Below are 19,062 nucleotides of genomic sequence, written 5' to 3' on the forward strand. Positions count from 1 at the left end.
GAGGATGTTATGGAAAAAATTACATTGACCGTGCCAGCCAGCCGCGCGTTAAGCGGCAGGGCACTGGCGGGGGTAGTCGGTTCCGGGGATATGGAGGTGCTCTTCACCGCCGAACCGGGCCAGACGCTAACCATTGATATCACCACCTCCGTTGACAACAGCCGTGGTCGCTGGGAGGCGTTGTTCAACCGCCTGCAAACGGTCAGCAGCCTGCCGGCAGGAAAACTGACCATTCATGATTTCGGCGCGACGCCGGGCGTGGCCCGCATTCGCATCGAACAGGTATTTGAGGGGGTGAGCCATGCGTGATGACAGCAGCTTTATCGAATTAAAAGCACGCCAGCGTGCGCAGGCCCTGCTCGACGAGGGCAGCTACCGCGAACTGCTGGATCCGTTTGAAGGCATTATCTCTCCGTGGCTTGGCCCGCAGGGTATTGTGCCGCAGGCCGACGACGGCATGGTGGTGGCGAAAGGCACCATTAACGGTCAGCCAGCCGTTGTCGTGGCGATTGAAGGCGCGTTCCAGGGCGGCAGCATGGGCGAAGTGTCCGGCGCCAAAATGGCGGCGGCGCTGGAGCTGGCGGCAGAAGATAACCGCAACGGCATTCCGACGCAGGCGGTGCTGTGCCTCGAAACCGGCGGCGTGCGTCTGCAGGAAGCTAACCTCGGCCTGGCGGCGATTGCCGATATCCACGCCGCGATTGTTGACCTGCGCCGGTATACCCCGGTGGTCGGGATTGTTGCCGGGACCGTGGGTTGCTTCGGCGGCATGTCCATCGCGGCGGCGCTGTGCAGCTACCTGATTGTGACCCGCGAAGCGCGTCTTGGCCTGAACGGCCCGCAGGTTATCGAGCAGGAAGCCGGGATTGAAGAGTACGACTCTCGCGACCGTCCGTTTATCTGGAGCATGACTGGCGGCGAAGTGCGCTACCAAAGCGGGCTGGTGGATGCCCTGGTCGGTGACGGTATCAACGCGGTGAAACAGGCGATGAACGACGCGATTGCTAAAGGCGTGCCGGCGAAACATCGCACCGATAATTACGACGATTACCTGAACCGTCTGACGAATTTCGACACCCGCAAACAGGCCGATGCCGAACAAATTAACGCGCTTTTTGCCCGGGAGGTGAAATGATGACTAACTCAATTAGCCGTGGCGAACTCTGGCTGGATATTCTCGCCCCGAATGCAAAACGTGTGGAAGGGCTATGCCCGTCGGTGCAGGCTGCAGACGGCGAGCTTAACGGCGAAGCGGTGCGCTTTGTTGCCGTGGTTCCGGATGCCAACAACCACTTCCCGCGCGCCGCGAAGGGTGAAGTCGGTCTGCTGGAAGGCTGGACGCTGGCGAAAGTGGTCAGCGAGACCGTCGCGGCGGACGCCGATAAGGCCGTAAAGCGCCCGATTGTGGCGGTGATTGACGTTCCAAGCCAGGCCTATGGCCGTCGTGAAGAGGCGTTTGGTATTCACCAGGCGCTGGCGGGAGCCGCTGCCGCGTATGCGAACGCTCGCCTGGCCGGTCATCCGGTGATTGGCCTGATCGTCGGCAAGGCGATGTCCGGCGCGTTTCTGGCGCACGGCTACCAGGCCAACCGCCTGATTGCCTTTAACGACAAAGGCGTGCTGATCCACGCGATGGGCAAAGAGTCTGCCGCGCGCATTACGCTGCGTACCGTCGAGGCGCTGGAAAAACTGGCGGCAACCATTCCGCCAATGGCCTATGACATCAGCAACTACGCCACGCTGGGGCTGCTCTCCAGCCTGCTGGACATCAGCAACCCGGATGCCCCATCCGATAACGATCTGGCGCAGGTGAAAACCACCCTGCAACAGGCCATCAGTGACGCTCGTCAGGACACCACGCTGAAAAATCGTCTGGGTGCTGACAACCGCCGCAGCTCGGCGCTCGTACGCGAACGTATGCGAGCCAGCTGGTAAGTAAAAAAGAGACCTGCCAGATGCATAACCCCGCGGGCGCGTCCGCTGCGCTCGCGTGGGAGCCTGCATCCTGAAAAATAATAATCATCGCGCCAGTGCTAAAACTTTTTTTACTACAGGTGATTTATGACTTACGTAATTGTTCATGCTCTTGCACCGATTTTCGTCATCATGCTGCTGGGATTCTGGGCCGGTAAGGCAAAGATTGTCGATAATAAAAACGTTTCCCTGCTCAATATCTTCGTGATGGATTTTGCACTGCCTGCCGCGCTGTTTAGCGCCACCGTGCAAACGCCGTGGACCGGCATTGTGGCGCAGTCGCCGCTGATCCTCGTGCTGACCCTGGCGATGTGGATTACCTATGCGGCCATCTACTTCCTCGCCACCAAAGTCTTTAAAAAATCTCCACAGGACGCCGCGGTACTGACCCTGACGGTCGCGTTGCCGAACTACGCGGCGCTTGGCCTGCCGATTCTGGGCAGCGTGCTGGGGGAAGGTTCTTCCACGTCTCTGTCCGTCGCGGTCTCTATTGCCTGCGGCTCCGTGCTGATGACGCCGTTCTGCCTGCTGATCCTGGAGCGTGAAAAAGCGCGCGCTGAGGGCAATAGCTCCGGCTCAACGCTCTCCATGCTGCCGGTGCTGATGTGGCGCTCCATTAAGAAACCGATCGTGATGGGCCCGCTGCTGGGTGTGATTTTGTCTGCCATCGGCATCAAAATGCCGGATCTGGTTCTGGCGGCGATTAAACCGCTGGGGCTGTCCGCCACCGCTGCGGCGCTGTTCCTGACCGGGGTGATCCTCTCTGCCCGTAAGCTGCAGATCAACACCATGGTTATCACCTCAACTATCGCCAAGCTGCTGATTCAGCCTGCGATTGCCTGGGGTATTGTGCTGATCTTCGGTCTGCATGGCTCCGTGGCGATTACCGCTATCCTGATGATTGCGCTTTCTGCGGGCTTCTTCGGCGTGGTGTTCGGTAACCGCTTTGGCGTGCAGTCGCCGGATGCTGAAGCCGTGCTGCTGTTAAGCTCCGTACTGTGTATCCTGTCGCTGCCGCTGTTTATCTCGCTGACTTCAGGAATGTAATTATGACCACAACATTACGCCCGCACGACCTCATCTGGCTTACCGCGCGCGACGCGCTGGAAGGGATCGCCGAATCCTGGGTGGATGCCATCTGGCATACCGGCCTGCCGGTAGTGGTGCGGCGTGATGTTGATAGCGACGGCCGCATCCCCGTTGGCGTTCGCGGCCTGCGCCGCGACCAGCGTGCGGCCGGGTGGGTAAAGCCTGAGAATGTGCTACGCGTGGTTTCGCCTGAGGCGCTGAGCGTGACGGCCGATCTGCTGCGCTCGCCGTTTGTGACTCAGCCACCGGTTCAGGTGGCGTTGCAGCTTTCACAGCAGGCGTGGCCGTGGACGTGGGGCGTTACCGGCAGCACCGGCTACGCGCTGGCGACCGGCATTCCGGTGATACACGCCGACAGCGATCTTGACCTGCTGATCCGCGCCCCTGAGCCGATTTCCCCTGATGCTTTTACCGCATGGCAGTCGCAGCTGGGCCGCGCGCTGTGCCGGGCGGATACGCAGGTCGATACGCCCGAAGGGGGCTTTGCGCTGGCGGAGTGGTTACGCGACGGAAAAACGCTGCTGAAAACCCGCCGCGGACCGCGCCTGGTAGCGGATCCGTGGCGCAGGGAGGAGTGATGAAAATACTGTTTACCTTTCCGGGACAGGGCACGCAGCACGAAGGCATGCTGCAAAATTTGCCGGGAACGACGCTTGCACAGGCACGCGAGGTGCTGGGTAGCGAAGTCGATACGCTGGATAGTGCAGCCTCGCTAACTCACACCCGCGCGGTTCAGCTGAGTCTGCTGATTTCAGGCGTGGCCTGGGCGCGCGAGCTCGAGCGGCGCGGCGTGTCGCCTGACATTGTGAGCGGTTTATCGATTGGTGCGTATCCCGCAGCGGTCGTGGCTGGCGCGCTGGAATTTACGGACGCGCTTAAGCTGGTGGCGCTGCGTGGCGATCTGATGGAGCAGGCGTATCCGCACGGCTACGGCCTGACGGCGATTATGGGGCTGACCCTGCCGCAGGTGGAGCAGCTTATCGAGGGTACCGGAACGTATATTGCTAACCTGAATGCCGAAACGCAGATCGTGATTGCCGGAAGCGATGACGGGATGGCGCAGGTGGCGGCGCGCGCGCTGGCAAAAGGGGCAAACAAGGCCAAACGGCTGGCGGTGAGCGTGCCGTCGCACTGTGAACTGCTGGCGGCACCGGCACAAACGCTGGCGGCGGCGTTTGAGTCCGTCACGCTGGCTCGCCCACGCTGTGCGTATCTGAGCGGCAGCACCGGGCGCGTGCTCTGGCAGCCGGAGAAAATCGCGGACGATCTGGCATTGAACATGGCGCGTACGGTGCGCTGGCAGGAGGCGATGATTTCCGCTAACGAACGCGAAGCCCGGCTAGCGATCGAGATGCCGCCCGGCGGCGTACTGACCTGTCTGACGCGACAGGCTGCGTGGGAAGGAGAGACGATTTCACTGGAGCGCAGCGGGGTGGACGTGGCGGTGCATCTGGCGGGTCGGCTTCAGCGATGAGTTTTTTGCCCGGTGGCGGCTGCGCCTTACCGGGCCTACGGGTTCGGTTGTCTTGTTTTGTATCACGCACTTTCCTGCAGGCTGCGCGCATACATCCGGCCTTCGGCCGCCAATGCCCGCAGGCTCGGGTCCTGCTCGCGGTTGCGGGCGAATACAATCGCGATAAGCTGCTGCATCTGGTACGGTTCAGCCAGCTTCAGTAGCTGCACCGAATTCTCGTAGACCTTCTTCATCCTGCCCGGCATTAGCGTAAAGCCGACGCCCGCCTGAACCAGACTGAGCATTGAAAAAATGTCGTTCACCCGGGTAACAATCTCCGGTTCGAACCCGGCGATATGGAACGCTTCCTGGAACCCGGCGTAGGTCGCAAACCCTTCTGCAAGCGCGACAAATTTCTGATCTTTATAATCGCGGAGATCCGCTGGCCCGTGGGTATTCAGCGTGGCGGAAGCCGGTGCGGCAAGGAATATGTCGTCATGGAACAGCGGCAGAACCTCAAGGCTGTTGCGGTCGATATCGCTTTCGGAGATGGAGATCAGGATGGCGTCCAGCGACCCGTCGTCCAGCATGTGGAGCAAGGTGTCGTTAGAGCCCATCGTCAGATCCATTTCCAGATCCGGACGACGCAGCTTCATGCCCATAATCAGACGCGGCACGGTTTCCAGGGTGAGCGAGTAGAGCGTACCGACGCGTAAGCGCCCCTGGCCAATGCCGGCGACCTTGCGCGACTCTTCCAGCCCGCGCTCCATCACCTGCATCACTTCCTGGCAATACTCCAGCAGCGTCCAGGCGGAAGGTAGGGCAATCAGGTTGCGCCCCTTGTGGGTAAAGAGCGGGCAGCGCACGTTCTCTTCCAGGGTGTGCAGCGCGCGGTGCACGCTTACGCCGCTCAGGCCCAGAGTCTCGGCGGTACGCGCGATATTCCCCTTCTCCATAAACGTCATGAAGATGCTGAGCTTGCGGAACGTAATCTCGCTCGTGATATCGAAACTCATAGCCCTCCCGGAGTCTTATTCAACCTGCAGCATCGCTTCAAGCTGTTCCTGCGCGTCGAGCCATGACATCTCACACTCTTCGAGGCTCGATTTGGTCTTCGCCTGGGTTTGCAGGCAGTCCGTCAGTTCCGCTTTACGGCTCTGGTCATACAGACCGCTATCGCCGAGCTTTTCTTCAACGGCGGCAAGCGTGGCGTTGAGCTTTTCCATCTCTTTTTCGAGGCGGGCAATCTCTTTACGCAGCGGCTGCGTCTGGGTGCGCAGCTCCGCTTCACGGCGCTTCTGGTCTTTACGCGCCTGCGCGCTGTTGGCGTTATCTTTCGCGGACTCTTCCGGCTGGTTTTCCTGCTTCTGCACGTCCGTCAGCCACTGCTGGTAGTCCTCCAGATCGCCGTCGAACGGTTCGACTTTGCCGTCGTGAACTAAGTAGAGATCATCCGTGGTGGAGCGGATCAGGTGACGATCGTGCGAAACCACAACCAGCGCACCTTCGAACTCAATCAGCGCTTCGGTCAGCGCCTGACGCATGTCGAGATCCAGGTGGTTGGTGGGTTCATCGAGCAGCAGCAGGTTCGGGCGCTGCCAGACGATCAGCGCCAGCACCAGGCGGGCTTTTTCGCCCCCGGAAAAGCGCTCGGTATTTTCAGTGACCTTATCGCCCTGGAAGCCGAAGCCGCCGAGATAGTCGCGCAGCTTCTGCTCCATCTCCTGCGGTGCCAGACGCGCGAGGTGCTGAATTGGAGATTCATCCGCGCGTAAAAATTCCAGCTGATGCTGGGCGAAGTAGCCCAGCTTGATGCCCTTCGCCAGCCCGATTTCGCCGCTGACCGGGTTAAGCTCGCCCGCCAGCAGTTTGATCAGCGTGGATTTACCGGCACCGTTGCGCCCAAGCAGACCAATACGTGAGCCCGGCACCAGGTTGAGCTTGATGGAGTCGAGAATTATGCGATCGGCATAGCCCGCGCTCACTTTCTCCATCTTCAGGAGCGGGTTCGGCAGGCTTTCCGGCGCGCGGAAGCTGAAGTGGAACGGGTTATCCACGTGCGCCGGGGCAATCATCTCCATGCGTTCGAGCATCTTGATGCGGCTCTGGGCCTGCTTGGCTTTTGACGCTTTGGCCTTGAAGCGATCCACAAAGCTCTGCAGGTGCGCCACGCGCTGCTGCTGGCTTTCGTACATGGACTGCTGTTGAGCAAGGCGCGTCGCGCGCTGGCGCTCGAAGGAGCTGTAGTTGCCGGTGTACTCGAACATCGTTTGCTGTTCGATATGAATGATTTTATCCACCACCGGGTCGAGGAAGTCGCGGTCGTGGGAGATCAGAATCAGAGTGCCCTGATAGCTCTTGAGCCACTTCTCCAGCCAAATAACCGCATCGAGATCGAGGTGGTTGGTCGGTTCATCGAGCAGCAGCAGGTCAGAGCGGCAGATCAGCGCCTGCGCCAGGTTGAGGCGCATACGCCAGCCGCCGGAGAAGTCGCTGACCGGGCGTTCCAGCTGTTCATTGCTGAAGCCCAGGCCGTGCAGCAGGCTGGAGGCGCGGGAGCGAATGGTCCACGCGTCGATGGCGTCCAGCTTTCCGTGAACGGTGGCGATGGCGTGGCCGTCGTTGCGCTCGTTAGCGGCGTTGAGTTCCGCCTCGAGCTTACGGTATTCACGATCGCCGTCGATAACATAGTCGAGTGCCGGTTCGCTCAGGGCTGGCGTCTCCTGGTTCACCCATGCGAGCTGCCAGTTCCCCGGGAAGGTGAAGTTACCGCCATCCGCGCTAATCTCGTTTTTCAGCAGCGCCAGCAGCGTGGATTTACCGCAGCCGTTTTTGCCGACCAGACCCACTTTTTGGCCCGGATTGATGGTAGCAGTGGCGTTATCCAGCAGGACGCGCACGCCGCGACGAATTTGTAACGAGGAGAAAACAATCATAGAAGCGCCGTATGTTCCGACTATGTTAATTTGTCATTATGATAATGTAAGGTGTGCGCCATTTTCCGCACCGGGCCGCCATGGTAGCCCAAAACAACGACGATACACAAAAACAGAAACAAGACCGGGAGGGGAATGATGTCTCAGACAGCAAAAGTGCTGCTGCTGTATGCCCATCCGGAATCTCAGGACTCGGTGGCGAACCGGGTTCTGCTTAAGCCGGCTACTCAGCTCAGCAACGTGACGGTGCACGATCTTTACGCGCACTATCCTGATTTTTTTATTGATATCCCTTACGAGCAGGAACTGCTGCGTCAGCATGACGTGATTGTGTTTCAGCATCCGCTTTATACCTACAGCTGTCCGGCGCTGCTCAAAGAGTGGCTGGACCGCGTGCTGAGCCGGGGCTTCTCCAGCGGTGTGGGGGGCAACCAGCTGGCGGGAAAGTACTGGCGCAGCGTGATTACAACCGGTGAGCCAGAAAGCGCTTACCGCCACGACGGGCTGAACCGTTATCCGATGAGCGACATTCTGCGGCCTTTCGAGCTGACGGCGGCGATGTGCCGTATGCACTGGATGAGCCCGATTATTGTCTACTGGGCACGGCGTCAGGATCCGAAAGAGCTGGCAAGCCACGCCAGAGCCTACGGTGAATGGCTGGCATCCCCGATTCCGGCAGGAGGTCGTTAATGGAAGGATCGAATTTGCTCCTCGCCGGGGTGCTATTTTTATTTGCGGCCGTCGTCGCGGTGCCGCTTGCTGCACGGATTGGAATAGGTGCGGTGCTGGGTTATCTGCTGGCGGGGATCGCGATTGGCCCCTGGGGGCTGGGATTCATCAGCGATGTGGATGAAATTCTCCACTTCTCCGAGCTGGGCGTGGTGTTCCTGATGTTCATCATTGGCCTGGAGCTGAATCCTTCTAAGTTGTGGCAGCTCCGGCGCTCTATCTTTGGCGTGGGGGCCGCGCAGGTGCTGTTCAGCGCCGCTATTCTGGGCGGCCTGTTAATGCTGACGAGTTTCTCCTGGCAGGCGGCGGTGATAGGCGGAATAGGCCTTGCGATGTCCTCGACGGCGATGGCCCTGCAGCTGATGCGCGACAAAGGGATGAATCGCAATGAAGCCGGTCAGCTGGGCTTTTCGGTGCTGCTGTTCCAGGACTTAGCGGTGATCCCGGCGCTGGCGTTGGTGCCGCTGCTGGCGGGTTCTGGCGACGATCACTTTGACTGGGCAAAAATTGCCATGAAGGTGCTGGCCTTCGCGGGCATGCTGATTGGCGGACGTTTTCTTTTACGTCCCGTGTTCCGCTTTATTGCCGCGTCGGGCGTGCGCGAGGTCTTTACGGCCGCGACGCTCCTGCTGGTGCTGGGATCGGCGCTGTTTATGGACGCGCTGGGGCTGTCGATGGCGCTCGGGACCTTCATCGCCGGGGTGCTGCTGGCGGAGAGCGAATATCGCCACGAGCTGGAAATTGCCATCGATCCCTTCAAAGGGCTGCTGCTAGGTTTGTTCTTTATTTCGGTGGGGATGGCGCTCAATCTCGGCGTGCTCTATACCCATCTGCTGTGGGTGGTGGTGAGCGTTGCCATCCTGGTGGCGGTGAAAACGCTGGTGCTGTACGTCATGGCGCGCATTTACGGCTTGCGCAGTTCGGAACGCATGCAGTTTGCCAGCGTGTTAAGCCAGGGGGGCGAGTTCGCGTTTGTGCTGTTCTCCACGGCATCGTCCCAGAAGCTTTTTAAAGACGATCAGATGGCGCTTTTGCTGGTGACGGTCACGCTGTCTATGATGACCACACCGCTACTGATGAAGCTGGTTGATAAGCTCCTGTCGCGCCGCTTAAACCCGACTGACGATGAAGATGAAGCGCCGTGGGTGGAAGACGATAAGCCGCAGGTGATTGTGGTGGGCTTTGGCCGCTTTGGACAGGTTATCGGGCGTTTGCTGATGGCGAACAAAATGCGCATTACGGTGCTGGAACGCGATATCAGCGCAGTCAACCTGATGCGTAAATATGGCTACAAGGTTTACTACGGCGACGCGACCCAGCTTGAGCTCTTGCGCTCGGCGGGTGCAGAGGCAGCAGAGTCCATCGTGATTACCTGCAACGATCCGGAAGACACGATGAAGCTGGTGGAGCTGTGCCAGCAGCATTTTCCGCATCTGCATATTCTGGCGCGCGCGCGTGGACGTGTTGAAGCTCACGAACTGTTACAGGCGGGTGTGAAAAACTTCTCCCGTGAGACCTTTTCCAGTGCGCTGGAGCTGGGCCGCAAGGCGTTGATCTCGTTGGGGATGCATCCTCATCAGGCGCAGCGCGCCCAGATGCATTTCCGCCGGCTGGATATGCAAATGTTGCGCGAGCTGATGCCGGTACATTCCGATACTGAGCAGATCTCCCGCGTGCGGGAAGCGCGTCGCGAGCTGGAGGAGATCTTCCAGCGAGAGATGCAACAGGAACGACGCCAGCTTGATGGCTGGGATGAATTTGAATAAAGGGTAACGAAAGATGGCTGTACGTAAACGCTTTATTGCGGGTGCAAAATGCCCGACCTGCCAGGCGCAAGATACCCTGGCAATGTGGCGGGAAAATAATATTGATGTTGTTGAGTGTGTTAAGTGCGGTCACCAGATGCGTGAGGCCGATAAAGAGGCCCGCGATCATGTACGCAAAGAAGAGCAAGTTATCGGGATTTTTCATCCGGACTAGCGATATCGCCTGAGTTTTTTTAAGCTAAAGGGTACACGGGTGCAGATTTCCGCTACAATCTGCGCCAGCAATTTTCCCACGCTCAGGAGATATCATGAAAGTAGCAAAAGACCTGGTGGTCAGCCTGGCCTATCAGGTACGTACAGAAGACGGTGTGTTGGTTGATGAGTCTCCGGTGAGTGCGCCGCTTGACTACCTGCATGGTCACGGCTCCCTGATTTCTGGCCTGGAAACCGCGCTGGAAGGTCATGAAGTTGGCGACAAATTTGACGTTGCTGTAGGCGCGAATGACGCTTACGGTCAGTATGACGACAACCTGGTTCAGCGCGTTCCTAAAGACGTGTTCATGGGCGTTGACGAGCTGCAGGTTGGCATGCGCTTCCTGGCTGAAACTGACCAGGGTCCGGTTCCTGTTGAAATCACCGAAGTGGAAGACGACCACGTTGTGGTTGACGGCAACCACATGCTGGCTGGCCAGAACCTGAAGTTCAACGTAGAAGTTGTCGCTATCCGTGAAGCAACCGAAGAAGAGCTGGCTCATGGCCACGTTCACGGTGCAAACGGCCACGACCATGACCACGATCACGGCCACGACGGCTGCTGCGGTGGTCACGGCCACGATCACGGCCATGGTCACGACCACGGTAAAGGTGGTTGCGGTAACGGCGGCTGCGGTTGCCACTAATTCCGTCATGCGGAAAATAAAAAAGCGGGATAATCCCGCTTTTTTTACGCCTCAGTAATGAGGTGGTGGCGTCTCTTCAGATTGAGAGGCGATGTGCGATGCCTGTGTGGCCTTCACTTTTTCAGTGAGCAGACGCAGCAGATCCCGCAGTTTTGCCATTTCTAGCTCGTGGGCGGTCACCGTTTGGTTGAGCTCTTCGATGGTGATGTCCTGAAAAGCCAGGCGGCTTTCAAGCTCGGCCAGTCTCTCTTCTATCATCGTGTCCTTCATGATTCACCTCGTCTGTTTCTGATTCGCCATAATGGGTCAGCGGCGGCGAAGTTTAACCGAGTTTATCCCTGAGTGCAGTATTCATCCCTGCAGCAAGAAACTTATTTAAACAAAAATAGTCTGAAAAGTGGCGAGAATCGGGGGAGTCTGTCTGTAGATTTCTTCCGCAACGATTTATAGTACGTAACTCATTTACGTTTAATGCTGGGGTGAGAGTCCCCAGGCCCTGGAGATATGGATGAAATCACTGTTTAAAGTAACGCTGCTGGCGACGACGATGGCTGTTGCGCTGAACGCGCCGCTGTCATTCGCTGCTGAAACTGCTGCGAAGCCTGCTGCCACTGCAGACAGCAAAGCGGCGTTCAAAAATGACGACCAGAAATCCGCCTACGCACTCGGCGCATCTCTGGGTCGTTACATGGAAAACTCTCTGAAAGAACAAGAGAAACTGGGCATCAAACTGGATAAAGCTCAGCTGATCGCCGGTGTTCAGGACGCATTTGCAGATAAGAGCAAGCTGTCTGACCAGGAAATCGAACAGACTCTGCAGGCGTTTGAAGCGCGTGTGAAGGGTGCCGCTCAGACCAAGATGGAAGCGGACGCTAAAGACAACGAAGCGAAAGGCAAAGCCTACCGCGATACCTTTGCTAAAGAGAAGGGTGTGAAAACCTCTTCTACTGGTCTGGTGTACAAAGTTGAGAAAGAAGGCACCGGCGATGCGCCTAAAGACAGCGATACCGTTGTTGTGAACTACAAAGGTACGCTGATCGACGGTAAAGAGTTCGATAACTCTTACACCCGTGGTGAGCCGCTCTCTTTCCGTCTGGATGGTGTGATCCCTGGCTGGACTGAAGGCCTGAAAAACATCAAGAAAGGCGGCAAAATCAAGCTGGTTATCCCACCAGATCTGGCGTACGGCAAAACCGGCGTTCCGGGTATCCCTGCCAACTCTACGCTGGTCTTTGACGTAGAGCTGCTGGATATCAAACCGGCACCGAAAGCGGATGCAAAGGCAGACGCGCCGGCTGAAGAAAAAGCCGCGACAGACGCTAAGAAGTAATGTGATAAAAACCGCCGCCTTTAAGGCGGCGGTTTTTTTATTGTGGGGCAGATATAATTAACACTGGAAAGCGCTATACACGCTGTATTAATTTAGTTGTCCGTGTAGATAATGAGCCTGCCCTGAAAACCTAACGACAGGCTCCTGAAAAGGAGTGTTTTTTTCATGTCCAGGTCGCTTTTAACCAACGAAACCAGTGAACTTGATTTGCTGGATCAACGTCCTTTCGATCAGACCGACTTCGATATTCTGAAATCCTATGAAGCGGTGGTGGACGGGTTAGCGATGCTCATTGGCTCCCACTGCGAAATCGTATTGCACTCCCTGCAAGATCTGAAGTGTTCCGCCATCCGCATTGCGAATGGTGAGCATACTGGCCGTAAAATTGGTTCGCCAATCACCGACCTTGCATTGCGTATGTTGCATGACATGACCGGCGCGGACAGCAGCGTCTCCAAATGCTATTTCACCCGCGCCAAAAGCGGCGTGCTGATGAAATCAGAAACCATCGCGATTCGAAACCGCGAGCATCGTGTAATTGGTCTGCTGTGCATCAACATGAACCTTGATGTGCCATTCTCGCAAATCATGAGCACCTTTATTCCACCAGAAACGCCGGATGTGGGCTCTTCTGTTAACTTTGCCTCCTCCGTTGAAGATCTCGTGACTCAGACGCTTGAGTTTACGATTGAAGAGGTGAATGCCGATCGCAACGTTTCGAACAACGCCAAGAATCGCCAGATCGTGCTTAATCTCTATGAGAAAGGAATTTTTGATATTAAAGACGCCATCAATCAGGTGGCCGATCGTCTGAACATCTCCAAGCACACGGTTTACCTCTACATCCGCCAGTTCAAAAGCGGTGATTTCCTGGGACAAGACAAGTAATGCGTTTTGCGTTAATGGTGACAGGCCCGGCGTACGGTACTCAGCAGGCCAGCAGCGCGCTGCAGTTTGCGCATGCGCTACTGGCGGCCGGACATGAGCTGGCAAGCGTCTTCTTCTATCGGGAAGGGGTGTATAACGCGAACCAGTTTACGTCACCGGCGAGCGATGAGTTTGATCTGGTGCGCGCCTGGCAGGCATTAAACGAAAAGCAGGGCGTAGAACTGCATATCTGCGTTGCGGCGGCACTGCGCCGCGGCGTGACCGATGCAACCGAAGCCGCCCGGCTTGGTTTATCGGGTTCTAACCTGCAGCCCGGTTTTTCGTTGAGTGGTCTGGGTGCACTGGCACAGGCGGCGTTAACCTGCGACAGAGTGGTGCAATTCTGATGAAGCGTGTCGCGTTTGTTTTTTCCTCCGCGCCGCACGGTAATGCGTCAGGCAGAGAAGGGCTGGATGCGCTGCTCGCGACATCAGCGCTGACCGACGATATTGGCGTCTTCTTTTTGGGGGACGGTGTATTTCAGCTTCTGGCGGGGCAACAGCCTCAGGCCATTCTGGCGCGGGATTACATTGCAACCTTCAAAGTTTTACCGCTTTACGACATCGAAACGTGCTATGTCTGTGCCGACTCCCTGGCCGCGCGCGGTTTAAATGAGGCAACGCCTTTCGTGCTGGATGTGACAACGCTGTCTTCTGCCGCACTGCGCGAACACCTTTCCCGTTACGACACCGTTCTGACTTTCTGAGGCTGCCATGCTCCATACTCTGAGCCATTCACCGTGGCAATGTGATATCGACGCGTTATTGAGTATGCTGCGCGAAGGTGATGACCTGCTGCTGATTCAGGATGGCGTGCTCGCCGCGCTTGAAGGCAGTCGTTTCGTTGAAATCCTCTGCAATGCCCCCATATCTGTCTCTGCGCTGAAAGACGATCTTGATGCGCGAGGACTGTCTGGTCAAATTTCAGCCAAAGTTGACGTGGTTGGCTATACTGATTTCGTCAATCTTACTGTGATACACGCCAGTCAAATGAACTGGTGATTTGAGATCGCTGTATATTTCTTGACACCTTTTCGACGTAGCCCTAAAATTTCGCGTCCTCATATTGTATGAGGTCGTTTTATTACGTGTTTACGAAGCAAAAGCTAAAACCAGGAGCTATTTAATGGCAACAGTTAACCAGCTGGTACGCAAACCACGCGCACGCAAAGTTGCAAAGAGCAACGTGCCTGCGCTGGAAGCCTGCCCGCAGAAACGTGGTGTATGTACTCGTGTATATACCACCACTCCTAAAAAACCAAACTCCGCACTGCGTAAAGTATGCCGTGTGCGTTTGACTAACGGTTTCGAAGTGACTTCCTACATCGGTGGTGAAGGTCACAACCTGCAGGAACACTCCGTGATCCTGATCCGTGGCGGTCGTGTTAAAGACCTTCCGGGTGTTCGTTACCACACCGTTCGTGGTGCGCTCGACTGCTCAGGTGTTAAAGACCGTAAGCAGGCTCGCTCCAAGTACGGCGTGAAGCGTCCTAAGGCTTAATGGTTCTCCGTTAAGTAAGGCCAAACTGATTTATCTTAATGTCAAACTAAACTCTTTGAGTTTTGGACAATCCTGAATTAACAACGGAGTATTCCCATGCCACGTCGTCGCGTCATTGGTCAGCGTAAAATTCTTCCAGATCCGAAATTCGGATCAGAACTGCTGGCAAAATTTGTAAATATCCTGATGGTAGATGGTAAAAAATCTACTGCAGAAGCAATCGTATACAGCGCGCTTGAGACCCTGGCTCAGCGTTCTGGTAAAAATGAACTGGAAGCTTTCGAAGTCGCTCTCGACAACGTTCGCCCTACCGTAGAAGTTAAGTCCCGCCGCGTTGGTGGTTCTACTTATCAGGTTCCAGTTGAAGTTCGTCCGGTTCGTCGTAATGCTCTGGCAATGCGTTGGATCGTTGAAGCTGCTCGTAAACGCGGTGATAAATCCATGGCTCTGCGTCTGGCGAACGAACTTTCTGATGCTGCAGACAACAAAGGTACTGCAGTTAAGAAACGTGAAGACGTTCACCGTATGGCAGAAGCCAACAAGGCGTTCGCACACTACCGTTGGTAATCCCTTCGGAGTATTAGTCACCAGGCGGGCGCTTCAGAGAAGCCGCCCGCTCTGGGTAACTTAACTGAACGCCTAAAGATATAAACGAGGAATCAAATGGCTCGTACAACACCCATCGCACGCTACCGTAACATCGGTATCAGTGCGCACATCGACGCCGGTAAAACCACTACTACCGAACGTATTCTGTTCTACACCGGTGTAAACCACAAAATCGGTGAAGTTCATGACGGCGCAGCCACCATGGACTGGATGGAACAGGAGCAGGAGCGTGGTATTACTATCACCTCCGCAGCGACTACTGCATTCTGGTCAGGTATGGCTAAGCAGTACGAACCGCATCGCGTAAACATCATCGACACCCCGGGCCACGTTGACTTCACCATCGAAGTAGAACGTTCCATGCGTGTTCTTGACGGCGCGGTAATGGTTTATTGCGCAGTTGGTGGTGTTCAGCCACAGTCTGAGACCGTATGGCGTCAGGCGAACAAATATAAAGTTCCACGCATCGCGTTCGTTAACAAAATGGACCGTATGGGTGCTAACTTCCTGAAAGTTGTTGGTCAGATCAAAACCCGTCTGGGCGCGAACCCTGTTCCGCTGCAGCTGGCAATTGGTGCTGAAGAAGGCTTCACCGGCGTTATCGACCTGGTGAAAATGAAAGCCATCAACTGGAACGACGCAGACCAGGGCGTTACCTTCGAATACGAAGATATCCCGGCTGAAATGCAGGACCTGGCTGACGAATGGCACCAGAACCTGATCGAATCCGCAGCTGAAGCTTCTGAAGAGCTGATGGAGAAATACCTGGGTGGTGAAGAACTGACTGAAGAAGAGATCAAAAAAGCTCTGCGTCAGCGCGTTCTGAACAACGAAATCATCCTGGTAACCTGTGGTTCTGCGTTCAAGAACAAAGGTGTTCAGGCAATGCTGGATGCGGTAGTTGACTACCTGCCATCCCCGGTTGACGTTCCTGCGATCAACGGCATCCTGGACGACGGTAAAGATACTCCAGCAGAGCGTCACGCAAGCGACGAAGAGCCATTCTCTGCACTGGCGTTCAAAATCGCTACCGACCCATTCGTGGGTAACCTGACCTTCTTCCGCGTTTACTCTGGTGTGGTTAACTCCGGTGACACCATCCTGAACTCCGTGAAAGCGGCGCGTGAACGTTTTGGCCGTATCGTACAGATGCACGCTAACAAACGTGAAGAGATCAAAGAAGTTCGTGCGGGCGACATCGCTGCAGCTATCGGTCTGAAAGACGTGACCACTGGTGACACCCTGTGTGACCCGGATCACCCGATCATTCTGGAGCGTATGGAATTCCCTGAGCCGGTAATCTCCATCGCGGTTGAACCAAAAACCAAAGCTGACCAGGAAAAAATGGGTCTGGCTCTGGGCCGTCTGGCGAAAGAAGACCCATCATTCCGCGTATGGACTGATGAAGAATCTAACCAGACCATCATCGCTGGTATGGGTGAACTGCACCTGGACATCATCGTTGACCGTATGAAGCGTGAATTCAACGTTGAAGCGAACGTGGGTAAACCTCAGGTTGCTTACCGCGAAGCGATTCGTGCGAAAGTTACCGATGTTGAAGGTAAACACGCTAAGCAGTCTGGTGGTCGCGGTCAGTACGGTCACGTTGTGATCGACATGTACCCACTGGAGCCGGGCTCTAACCCTAAAGGTTACGAGTTCATCAACGACATCAAAGGTGGTGTAATTCCTGGCGAATACATCCCAGCCGTTGATAAAGGCATTCAGGAACAGCTGAAAGCGGGCCCTCTGGCTGGCTATCCGGTTGTTGACATGGGTGTTCGTCTGCACTTCGGTTCTTACCACGACGTTGACTCCTCTGAACTGGCGTTTAAACTGGCTGCGTCTATTGCCTTTAAAGAAGGCTTTAAGAAAGCAAAACCAGTTCTGCTTGAGCCAATCATGAAGGTTGAAGTAGAAACTCCTGAAGAGAACACCGGTGACGTTATCGGTGACTTGAGCCGTCGTCGCGGTATGCTGCGTGGTCAGGAATCCGAAGTAACTGGCGTTAAGATCCACGCTGAAGTTCCGCTGTCTGAAATGTTCGGATATGCAACTCAGCTGCGTTCTCTGACCAAAGGTCGTGCATCATACACCATGGAATTCCTGAAGTATGATGATGCGCCTAACAACGTTGCTCAGGCCGTTATTGAAGCCCGTGGTAAGTAATCCACAGGATTAAAACCTAAGTCCCGTGCTCTCTCCAGAGGGGAGAGCACTATAGTAAGGAATATAGCCGTGTCTAAAGAAAAATTTGAACGTACAAAACCGCACGTCAACGTTGGTACTATCGGCCACGTTGACCATGGTAAAACTACCCTGACTGCTGCAATCACTACCGTTCTGGCAAAAACCTACGGTGGTTCTGCTCGTGCATTCGACCAGATCGATAACGCACCAGAAGAAAAAGCTCGTGGTATCACCATCAACACTTCCCACGTTGAATACGACACCCCGACTCGCCACTACGCACACGTAGACTGCCCAGGCCACGCCGACTATGTTAAAAACATGATCACCGGTGCTGCGCAGATGGACGGCGCGATCCTGGTTGTTGCTGCGACTGACGGCCCAATGCCTCAGACTCGTGAGCACATCCTGCTGGGTCGTCAGGTAGGCGTTCCTTTCATCATCGTGTTCCTGAACAAATGCGACATGGTTGATGACGAAGAGCTGCTGGAACTGGTAGAGATGGAAGTTCGTGAACTGCTGTCTCAGTACGATTTCCCAGGCGACGATACCCCAATCGTTCGTGGTTCTGCTCTGAAAGCGCTGGAAGGCGAAGCAGAGTGGGAAGCGAAAATCATCGAACTGGCTGGCTTCCTGGATTCTTACATCCCAGAACCAGAGCGTGCGATTGACAAGCCATTCCTGCTGCCAATCGAAGACGTATTCTCCATCTCCGGTCGTGGTACCGTTGTTACCGGTCGTGTAGAGCGCGGTATCATCAAAGTTGGTGAAGAAGTTGAAATCGTTGGTATCAAAGAGACTGCGAAGTCTACCTGTACTGGCGTTGAAATGTTCCGCAAACTGCTGGACGAAGGCCGTGCTGGTGAGAACGTTGGTGTTCTGCTGCGTGGTATCAAACGTGAAGAAATCGAACGTGGTCAGGTACTGGCGAAGCCAGGCTCAATCAAGCCACACACCAAGTTCGAATCTGAAGTGTACATCCTGTCCAAAGACGAAGGCGGCCGTCATACTCCGTTCTTCAAAGGCTACCGTCCACAGTTCTACTTCCGTACAACTGACGTGACCGGTACCATCGAACTGCCAGAAGGCGTTGAGATGGTAATGCCAGGCGACAACATCAAGATGGTTGTGACTCTGATCCACCCAATCGCGATGGACGACGGTCTGCGTTTCGCAATCCGTGAAGGCGGCCGTACCGTTGGCGCGGGCGTTGTTGCTAAAGTTCTGGGCTAATTAATTATCCCCGAATAAAAAAAGGACGCTTCGGCGTCCTTTTTTGTTTTCTGCCGCTAAAAGTCTGTCACAAAATTTCGCATTTTTTGCCCGCTCCCGCCCCGTATTCCGGCGCTTGTGCTATTGTAATCATAACCATTCTCACTTACACTTTGCGCATATTTTGAACGGGAGTCTCTATGTACGTTTGTTTATGTAATGGTGTAAGCGACAAAAAAATACGTCAGGCCGTTCGCCAGTTTCAGCCTCAGTCATTTCAGCAGCTTCGCAAGTTTGTTCCGGTTGGAAATCAATGCGGTAAATGTGTACGTGCTGCGCGAGAGATTATGCAGGACGAATTGATGCAGATCCCGGAATACAAAGAGATCGCGTAAGCACCTATCTTTTTTTTGACATCCCTGTAGCCCGATCTACGCTTCAATGAGTG

At 55.6% G+C, this 19,062-nt stretch carries 23 protein-coding genes; 20 read left to right on the forward strand and 3 right to left on the reverse strand.

Going from position 1 to position 19,062, the window contains the following annotated elements; translation table 11 throughout:
* The first annotated feature begins 9 nt into the window (after positions 1–9).
* From mdcC to mdcH, 6 genes are all read left to right on the forward strand, one after another.
* Positions 10–309 carry a malonate decarboxylase acyl carrier protein gene (gene mdcC / locus AC3WOK_RS21330; RefSeq protein ID WP_014885504.1) on the forward strand — a complete coding sequence of 100 codons (300 nt, stop codon included), beginning with the start codon at positions 10–12 and terminating at the stop codon, positions 307–309.
* Positions 302–1,135 (forward strand): biotin-independent malonate decarboxylase subunit beta, encoded by an 834-nt coding sequence (locus AC3WOK_RS21335; RefSeq protein WP_447856388.1) that lies wholly within the window; start codon positions 302–304, stop codon positions 1,133–1,135. Before mdcC ends, AC3WOK_RS21335 begins: the two co-directional genes overlap by 8 nt.
* Complete coding sequence (mdcE, locus tag AC3WOK_RS21340) at positions 1,135–1,935, forward strand: biotin-independent malonate decarboxylase subunit gamma (RefSeq protein WP_492355097.1); 801 nt, start codon at positions 1,135–1,137, stop codon at positions 1,933–1,935. The genes AC3WOK_RS21335 and mdcE overlap by 1 nt, the downstream gene beginning before the upstream one ends.
* A gap of 126 nt (positions 1,936–2,061) precedes the next feature.
* Positions 2,062–3,021, forward strand: a complete 960-nt coding sequence (locus tag AC3WOK_RS21345) for an AEC family transporter (RefSeq protein WP_492355086.1) — start codon at positions 2,062–2,064, stop codon at positions 3,019–3,021.
* A 2-nt stretch (positions 3,022–3,023) separates the two neighbouring features.
* Positions 3,024–3,641, forward strand: coding sequence for a malonate decarboxylase holo-ACP synthase (locus tag AC3WOK_RS21350; RefSeq protein ID WP_492355087.1), 618 nt, complete (start codon positions 3,024–3,026; stop codon positions 3,639–3,641).
* Positions 3,641–4,537, forward strand: coding sequence for a malonate decarboxylase subunit epsilon (mdcH, locus tag AC3WOK_RS21355; RefSeq protein ID WP_492355088.1), 897 nt, complete (start codon positions 3,641–3,643; stop codon positions 4,535–4,537). Before AC3WOK_RS21350 ends, mdcH begins: the two co-directional genes overlap by 1 nt.
* Positions 4,538–4,599: 62 nt before the next feature.
* Here the strand turns inward: mdcH and AC3WOK_RS21360 are convergent, their stop codons facing one another.
* Complete coding sequence (locus tag AC3WOK_RS21360; protein ID WP_063430414.1) at positions 4,600–5,532, reverse strand: LysR substrate-binding domain-containing protein; 933 nt, start codon at positions 5,530–5,532, stop codon at positions 4,600–4,602.
* A 15-nt stretch (positions 5,533–5,547) separates the two neighbouring features.
* A complete protein-coding gene (locus tag AC3WOK_RS21365; RefSeq protein WP_063430416.1) occupies positions 5,548–7,452 on the reverse strand; it encodes an ABC transporter ATP-binding protein in 1,905 nt (634 codons plus the stop codon).
* Between the two features lie 138 nt (positions 7,453–7,590).
* Between AC3WOK_RS21365 and kefG the strand changes: the two genes are divergently transcribed.
* From kefG to slyD, 4 genes are all read left to right on the forward strand, one after another.
* Positions 7,591–8,142, forward strand: a complete 552-nt coding sequence (gene kefG, locus AC3WOK_RS21370) for a glutathione-regulated potassium-efflux system ancillary protein KefG (RefSeq protein ID WP_014885493.1) — start codon at positions 7,591–7,593, stop codon at positions 8,140–8,142.
* Positions 8,142–9,947: a glutathione-regulated potassium-efflux system protein KefB gene (kefB, locus tag AC3WOK_RS21375; RefSeq protein ID WP_492355089.1), complete on the forward strand. Its 1,806-nt coding sequence runs from the start codon at positions 8,142–8,144 to the stop codon at positions 9,945–9,947. Before kefG ends, kefB begins: the two co-directional genes overlap by 1 nt.
* Positions 9,948–9,960: 13 nt before the next feature.
* A complete protein-coding gene (locus tag AC3WOK_RS21380; protein WP_010436300.1) occupies positions 9,961–10,161 on the forward strand; it encodes a YheV family putative zinc ribbon protein in 201 nt (66 codons plus the stop codon).
* Between the two features lie 94 nt (positions 10,162–10,255).
* Positions 10,256–10,846, forward strand: a complete 591-nt coding sequence (gene slyD, locus AC3WOK_RS21385; RefSeq protein ID WP_063430420.1) for a peptidylprolyl isomerase — start codon at positions 10,256–10,258, stop codon at positions 10,844–10,846.
* Positions 10,847–10,897: 51 nt separating this feature from the next.
* On the opposite strand, the gene AC3WOK_RS21390 is transcribed toward slyD, so the two are convergent.
* Complete coding sequence (locus AC3WOK_RS21390) at positions 10,898–11,116, reverse strand: protein SlyX (protein ID WP_047345774.1); 219 nt, start codon at positions 11,114–11,116, stop codon at positions 10,898–10,900.
* Positions 11,117–11,354: 238 nt separating this feature from the next.
* On the opposite strand from AC3WOK_RS21390, the gene fkpA reads away from it, so the two are divergent.
* The 10 genes from fkpA (at position 11,355) to bfd (ending at position 19,009) form a co-directional block, all read left to right on the forward strand.
* Positions 11,355–12,176: an FKBP-type peptidyl-prolyl cis-trans isomerase gene (gene fkpA / locus AC3WOK_RS21395; RefSeq protein ID WP_492355090.1), complete on the forward strand. Its 822-nt coding sequence runs from the start codon at positions 11,355–11,357 to the stop codon at positions 12,174–12,176.
* Positions 12,177–12,341: 165 nt separating this feature from the next.
* Entirely contained in the window at positions 12,342–13,064 is a 723-nt protein-coding gene (locus tag AC3WOK_RS21400) for a helix-turn-helix transcriptional regulator (protein WP_003861697.1), read from the forward strand.
* On the forward strand, positions 13,064–13,450 hold the full coding sequence (gene tusD / locus AC3WOK_RS21405) for a sulfurtransferase complex subunit TusD (RefSeq protein ID WP_033146792.1): 387 nt from the start codon (positions 13,064–13,066) through the stop codon (positions 13,448–13,450). Before AC3WOK_RS21400 ends, tusD begins: the two co-directional genes overlap by 1 nt.
* Positions 13,450–13,809 (forward strand): sulfurtransferase complex subunit TusC, encoded by a 360-nt coding sequence (tusC, locus tag AC3WOK_RS21410; protein ID WP_492355091.1) that lies wholly within the window; start codon positions 13,450–13,452, stop codon positions 13,807–13,809. Before tusD ends, tusC begins: the two co-directional genes overlap by 1 nt.
* A 7-nt stretch (positions 13,810–13,816) precedes the next feature.
* Positions 13,817–14,104 (forward strand): sulfurtransferase complex subunit TusB, encoded by a 288-nt coding sequence (tusB, locus tag AC3WOK_RS21415; protein WP_492355092.1) that lies wholly within the window; start codon positions 13,817–13,819, stop codon positions 14,102–14,104.
* Positions 14,105–14,228: 124 nt separating this feature from the next.
* Positions 14,229–14,603 carry a 30S ribosomal protein S12 gene (gene rpsL, locus AC3WOK_RS21420; protein WP_000246815.1) on the forward strand — a complete coding sequence of 125 codons (375 nt, stop codon included), beginning with the start codon at positions 14,229–14,231 and terminating at the stop codon, positions 14,601–14,603.
* Between the two features lie 96 nt (positions 14,604–14,699).
* Positions 14,700–15,170, forward strand: a complete 471-nt coding sequence (gene rpsG / locus AC3WOK_RS21425; protein ID WP_004106370.1) for a 30S ribosomal protein S7 — start codon at positions 14,700–14,702, stop codon at positions 15,168–15,170.
* Positions 15,171–15,266: 96 nt separating this feature from the next.
* Positions 15,267–17,381, forward strand: coding sequence for an elongation factor G (gene fusA / locus AC3WOK_RS21430; RefSeq protein WP_032662329.1), 2,115 nt, complete (start codon positions 15,267–15,269; stop codon positions 17,379–17,381).
* Between the two features lie 69 nt (positions 17,382–17,450).
* Positions 17,451–18,635, forward strand: a complete 1,185-nt coding sequence (tuf, locus tag AC3WOK_RS21435) for an elongation factor Tu (protein ID WP_014068448.1) — start codon at positions 17,451–17,453, stop codon at positions 18,633–18,635.
* Between the two features lie 179 nt (positions 18,636–18,814).
* Complete coding sequence (gene bfd / locus AC3WOK_RS21440; RefSeq protein ID WP_008503493.1) at positions 18,815–19,009, forward strand: bacterioferritin-associated ferredoxin; 195 nt, start codon at positions 18,815–18,817, stop codon at positions 19,007–19,009.
* Positions 19,010–19,062: the final 53 nt, after the last annotated feature.

This window comes from Enterobacter sp. FW301-JW81, assembly GCF_058788735.1.

Excerpts from the sequence above, each read along its gene's own strand:
- AC3WOK_RS21400 (WP_003861697.1), top strand. The coding sequence starts at position 12,342 with ATGTCCAGGTCGCTTTTAACCAACGAAACCAGTGAACTTGATTTGCTG.
- AC3WOK_RS21345 (WP_492355086.1), top strand. The coding sequence starts at position 2,062 with ATGACTTACGTAATTGTTCATGCTCTTGCACCGATTTTCGTCATCATG.
- AC3WOK_RS21380 (WP_010436300.1), top strand. The coding sequence starts at position 9,961 with ATGGCTGTACGTAAACGCTTTATTGCGGGTGCAAAATGCCCGACCTGC.
- AC3WOK_RS21365 (WP_063430416.1), bottom strand. The coding sequence starts at position 7,452 with ATGATTGTTTTCTCCTCGTTACAAATTCGTCGCGGCGTGCGCGTCCTG.
- fkpA (WP_492355090.1), top strand. The coding sequence starts at position 11,355 with ATGAAATCACTGTTTAAAGTAACGCTGCTGGCGACGACGATGGCTGTT.
- mdcE (WP_492355097.1), top strand. The coding sequence starts at position 1,135 with ATGACTAACTCAATTAGCCGTGGCGAACTCTGGCTGGATATTCTCGCC.
- slyD (WP_063430420.1), top strand. The coding sequence starts at position 10,256 with ATGAAAGTAGCAAAAGACCTGGTGGTCAGCCTGGCCTATCAGGTACGT.
- kefB (WP_492355089.1), top strand. The coding sequence starts at position 8,142 with ATGGAAGGATCGAATTTGCTCCTCGCCGGGGTGCTATTTTTATTTGCG.
- kefG (WP_014885493.1), top strand. The coding sequence starts at position 7,591 with ATGTCTCAGACAGCAAAAGTGCTGCTGCTGTATGCCCATCCGGAATCT.
- AC3WOK_RS21390 (WP_047345774.1), bottom strand. The coding sequence starts at position 11,116 with ATGAAGGACACGATGATAGAAGAGAGACTGGCCGAGCTTGAAAGCCGC.
- AC3WOK_RS21335 (WP_447856388.1), top strand. The coding sequence starts at position 302 with ATGCGTGATGACAGCAGCTTTATCGAATTAAAAGCACGCCAGCGTGCG.
- AC3WOK_RS21350 (WP_492355087.1), top strand. The coding sequence starts at position 3,024 with ATGACCACAACATTACGCCCGCACGACCTCATCTGGCTTACCGCGCGC.
- fusA (WP_032662329.1), top strand. The coding sequence starts at position 15,267 with ATGGCTCGTACAACACCCATCGCACGCTACCGTAACATCGGTATCAGT.
- AC3WOK_RS21360 (WP_063430414.1), bottom strand. The coding sequence starts at position 5,532 with ATGAGTTTCGATATCACGAGCGAGATTACGTTCCGCAAGCTCAGCATC.
- mdcH (WP_492355088.1), top strand. The coding sequence starts at position 3,641 with ATGAAAATACTGTTTACCTTTCCGGGACAGGGCACGCAGCACGAAGGC.
- tusB (WP_492355092.1), top strand. The coding sequence starts at position 13,817 with ATGCTCCATACTCTGAGCCATTCACCGTGGCAATGTGATATCGACGCG.
- rpsL (WP_000246815.1), top strand. The coding sequence starts at position 14,229 with ATGGCAACAGTTAACCAGCTGGTACGCAAACCACGCGCACGCAAAGTT.
- bfd (WP_008503493.1), top strand. The coding sequence starts at position 18,815 with ATGTACGTTTGTTTATGTAATGGTGTAAGCGACAAAAAAATACGTCAG.
- mdcC (WP_014885504.1), top strand. The coding sequence starts at position 10 with ATGGAAAAAATTACATTGACCGTGCCAGCCAGCCGCGCGTTAAGCGGC.
- rpsG (WP_004106370.1), top strand. The coding sequence starts at position 14,700 with ATGCCACGTCGTCGCGTCATTGGTCAGCGTAAAATTCTTCCAGATCCG.
- tusC (WP_492355091.1), top strand. The coding sequence starts at position 13,450 with ATGAAGCGTGTCGCGTTTGTTTTTTCCTCCGCGCCGCACGGTAATGCG.
- tusD (WP_033146792.1), top strand. The coding sequence starts at position 13,064 with ATGCGTTTTGCGTTAATGGTGACAGGCCCGGCGTACGGTACTCAGCAG.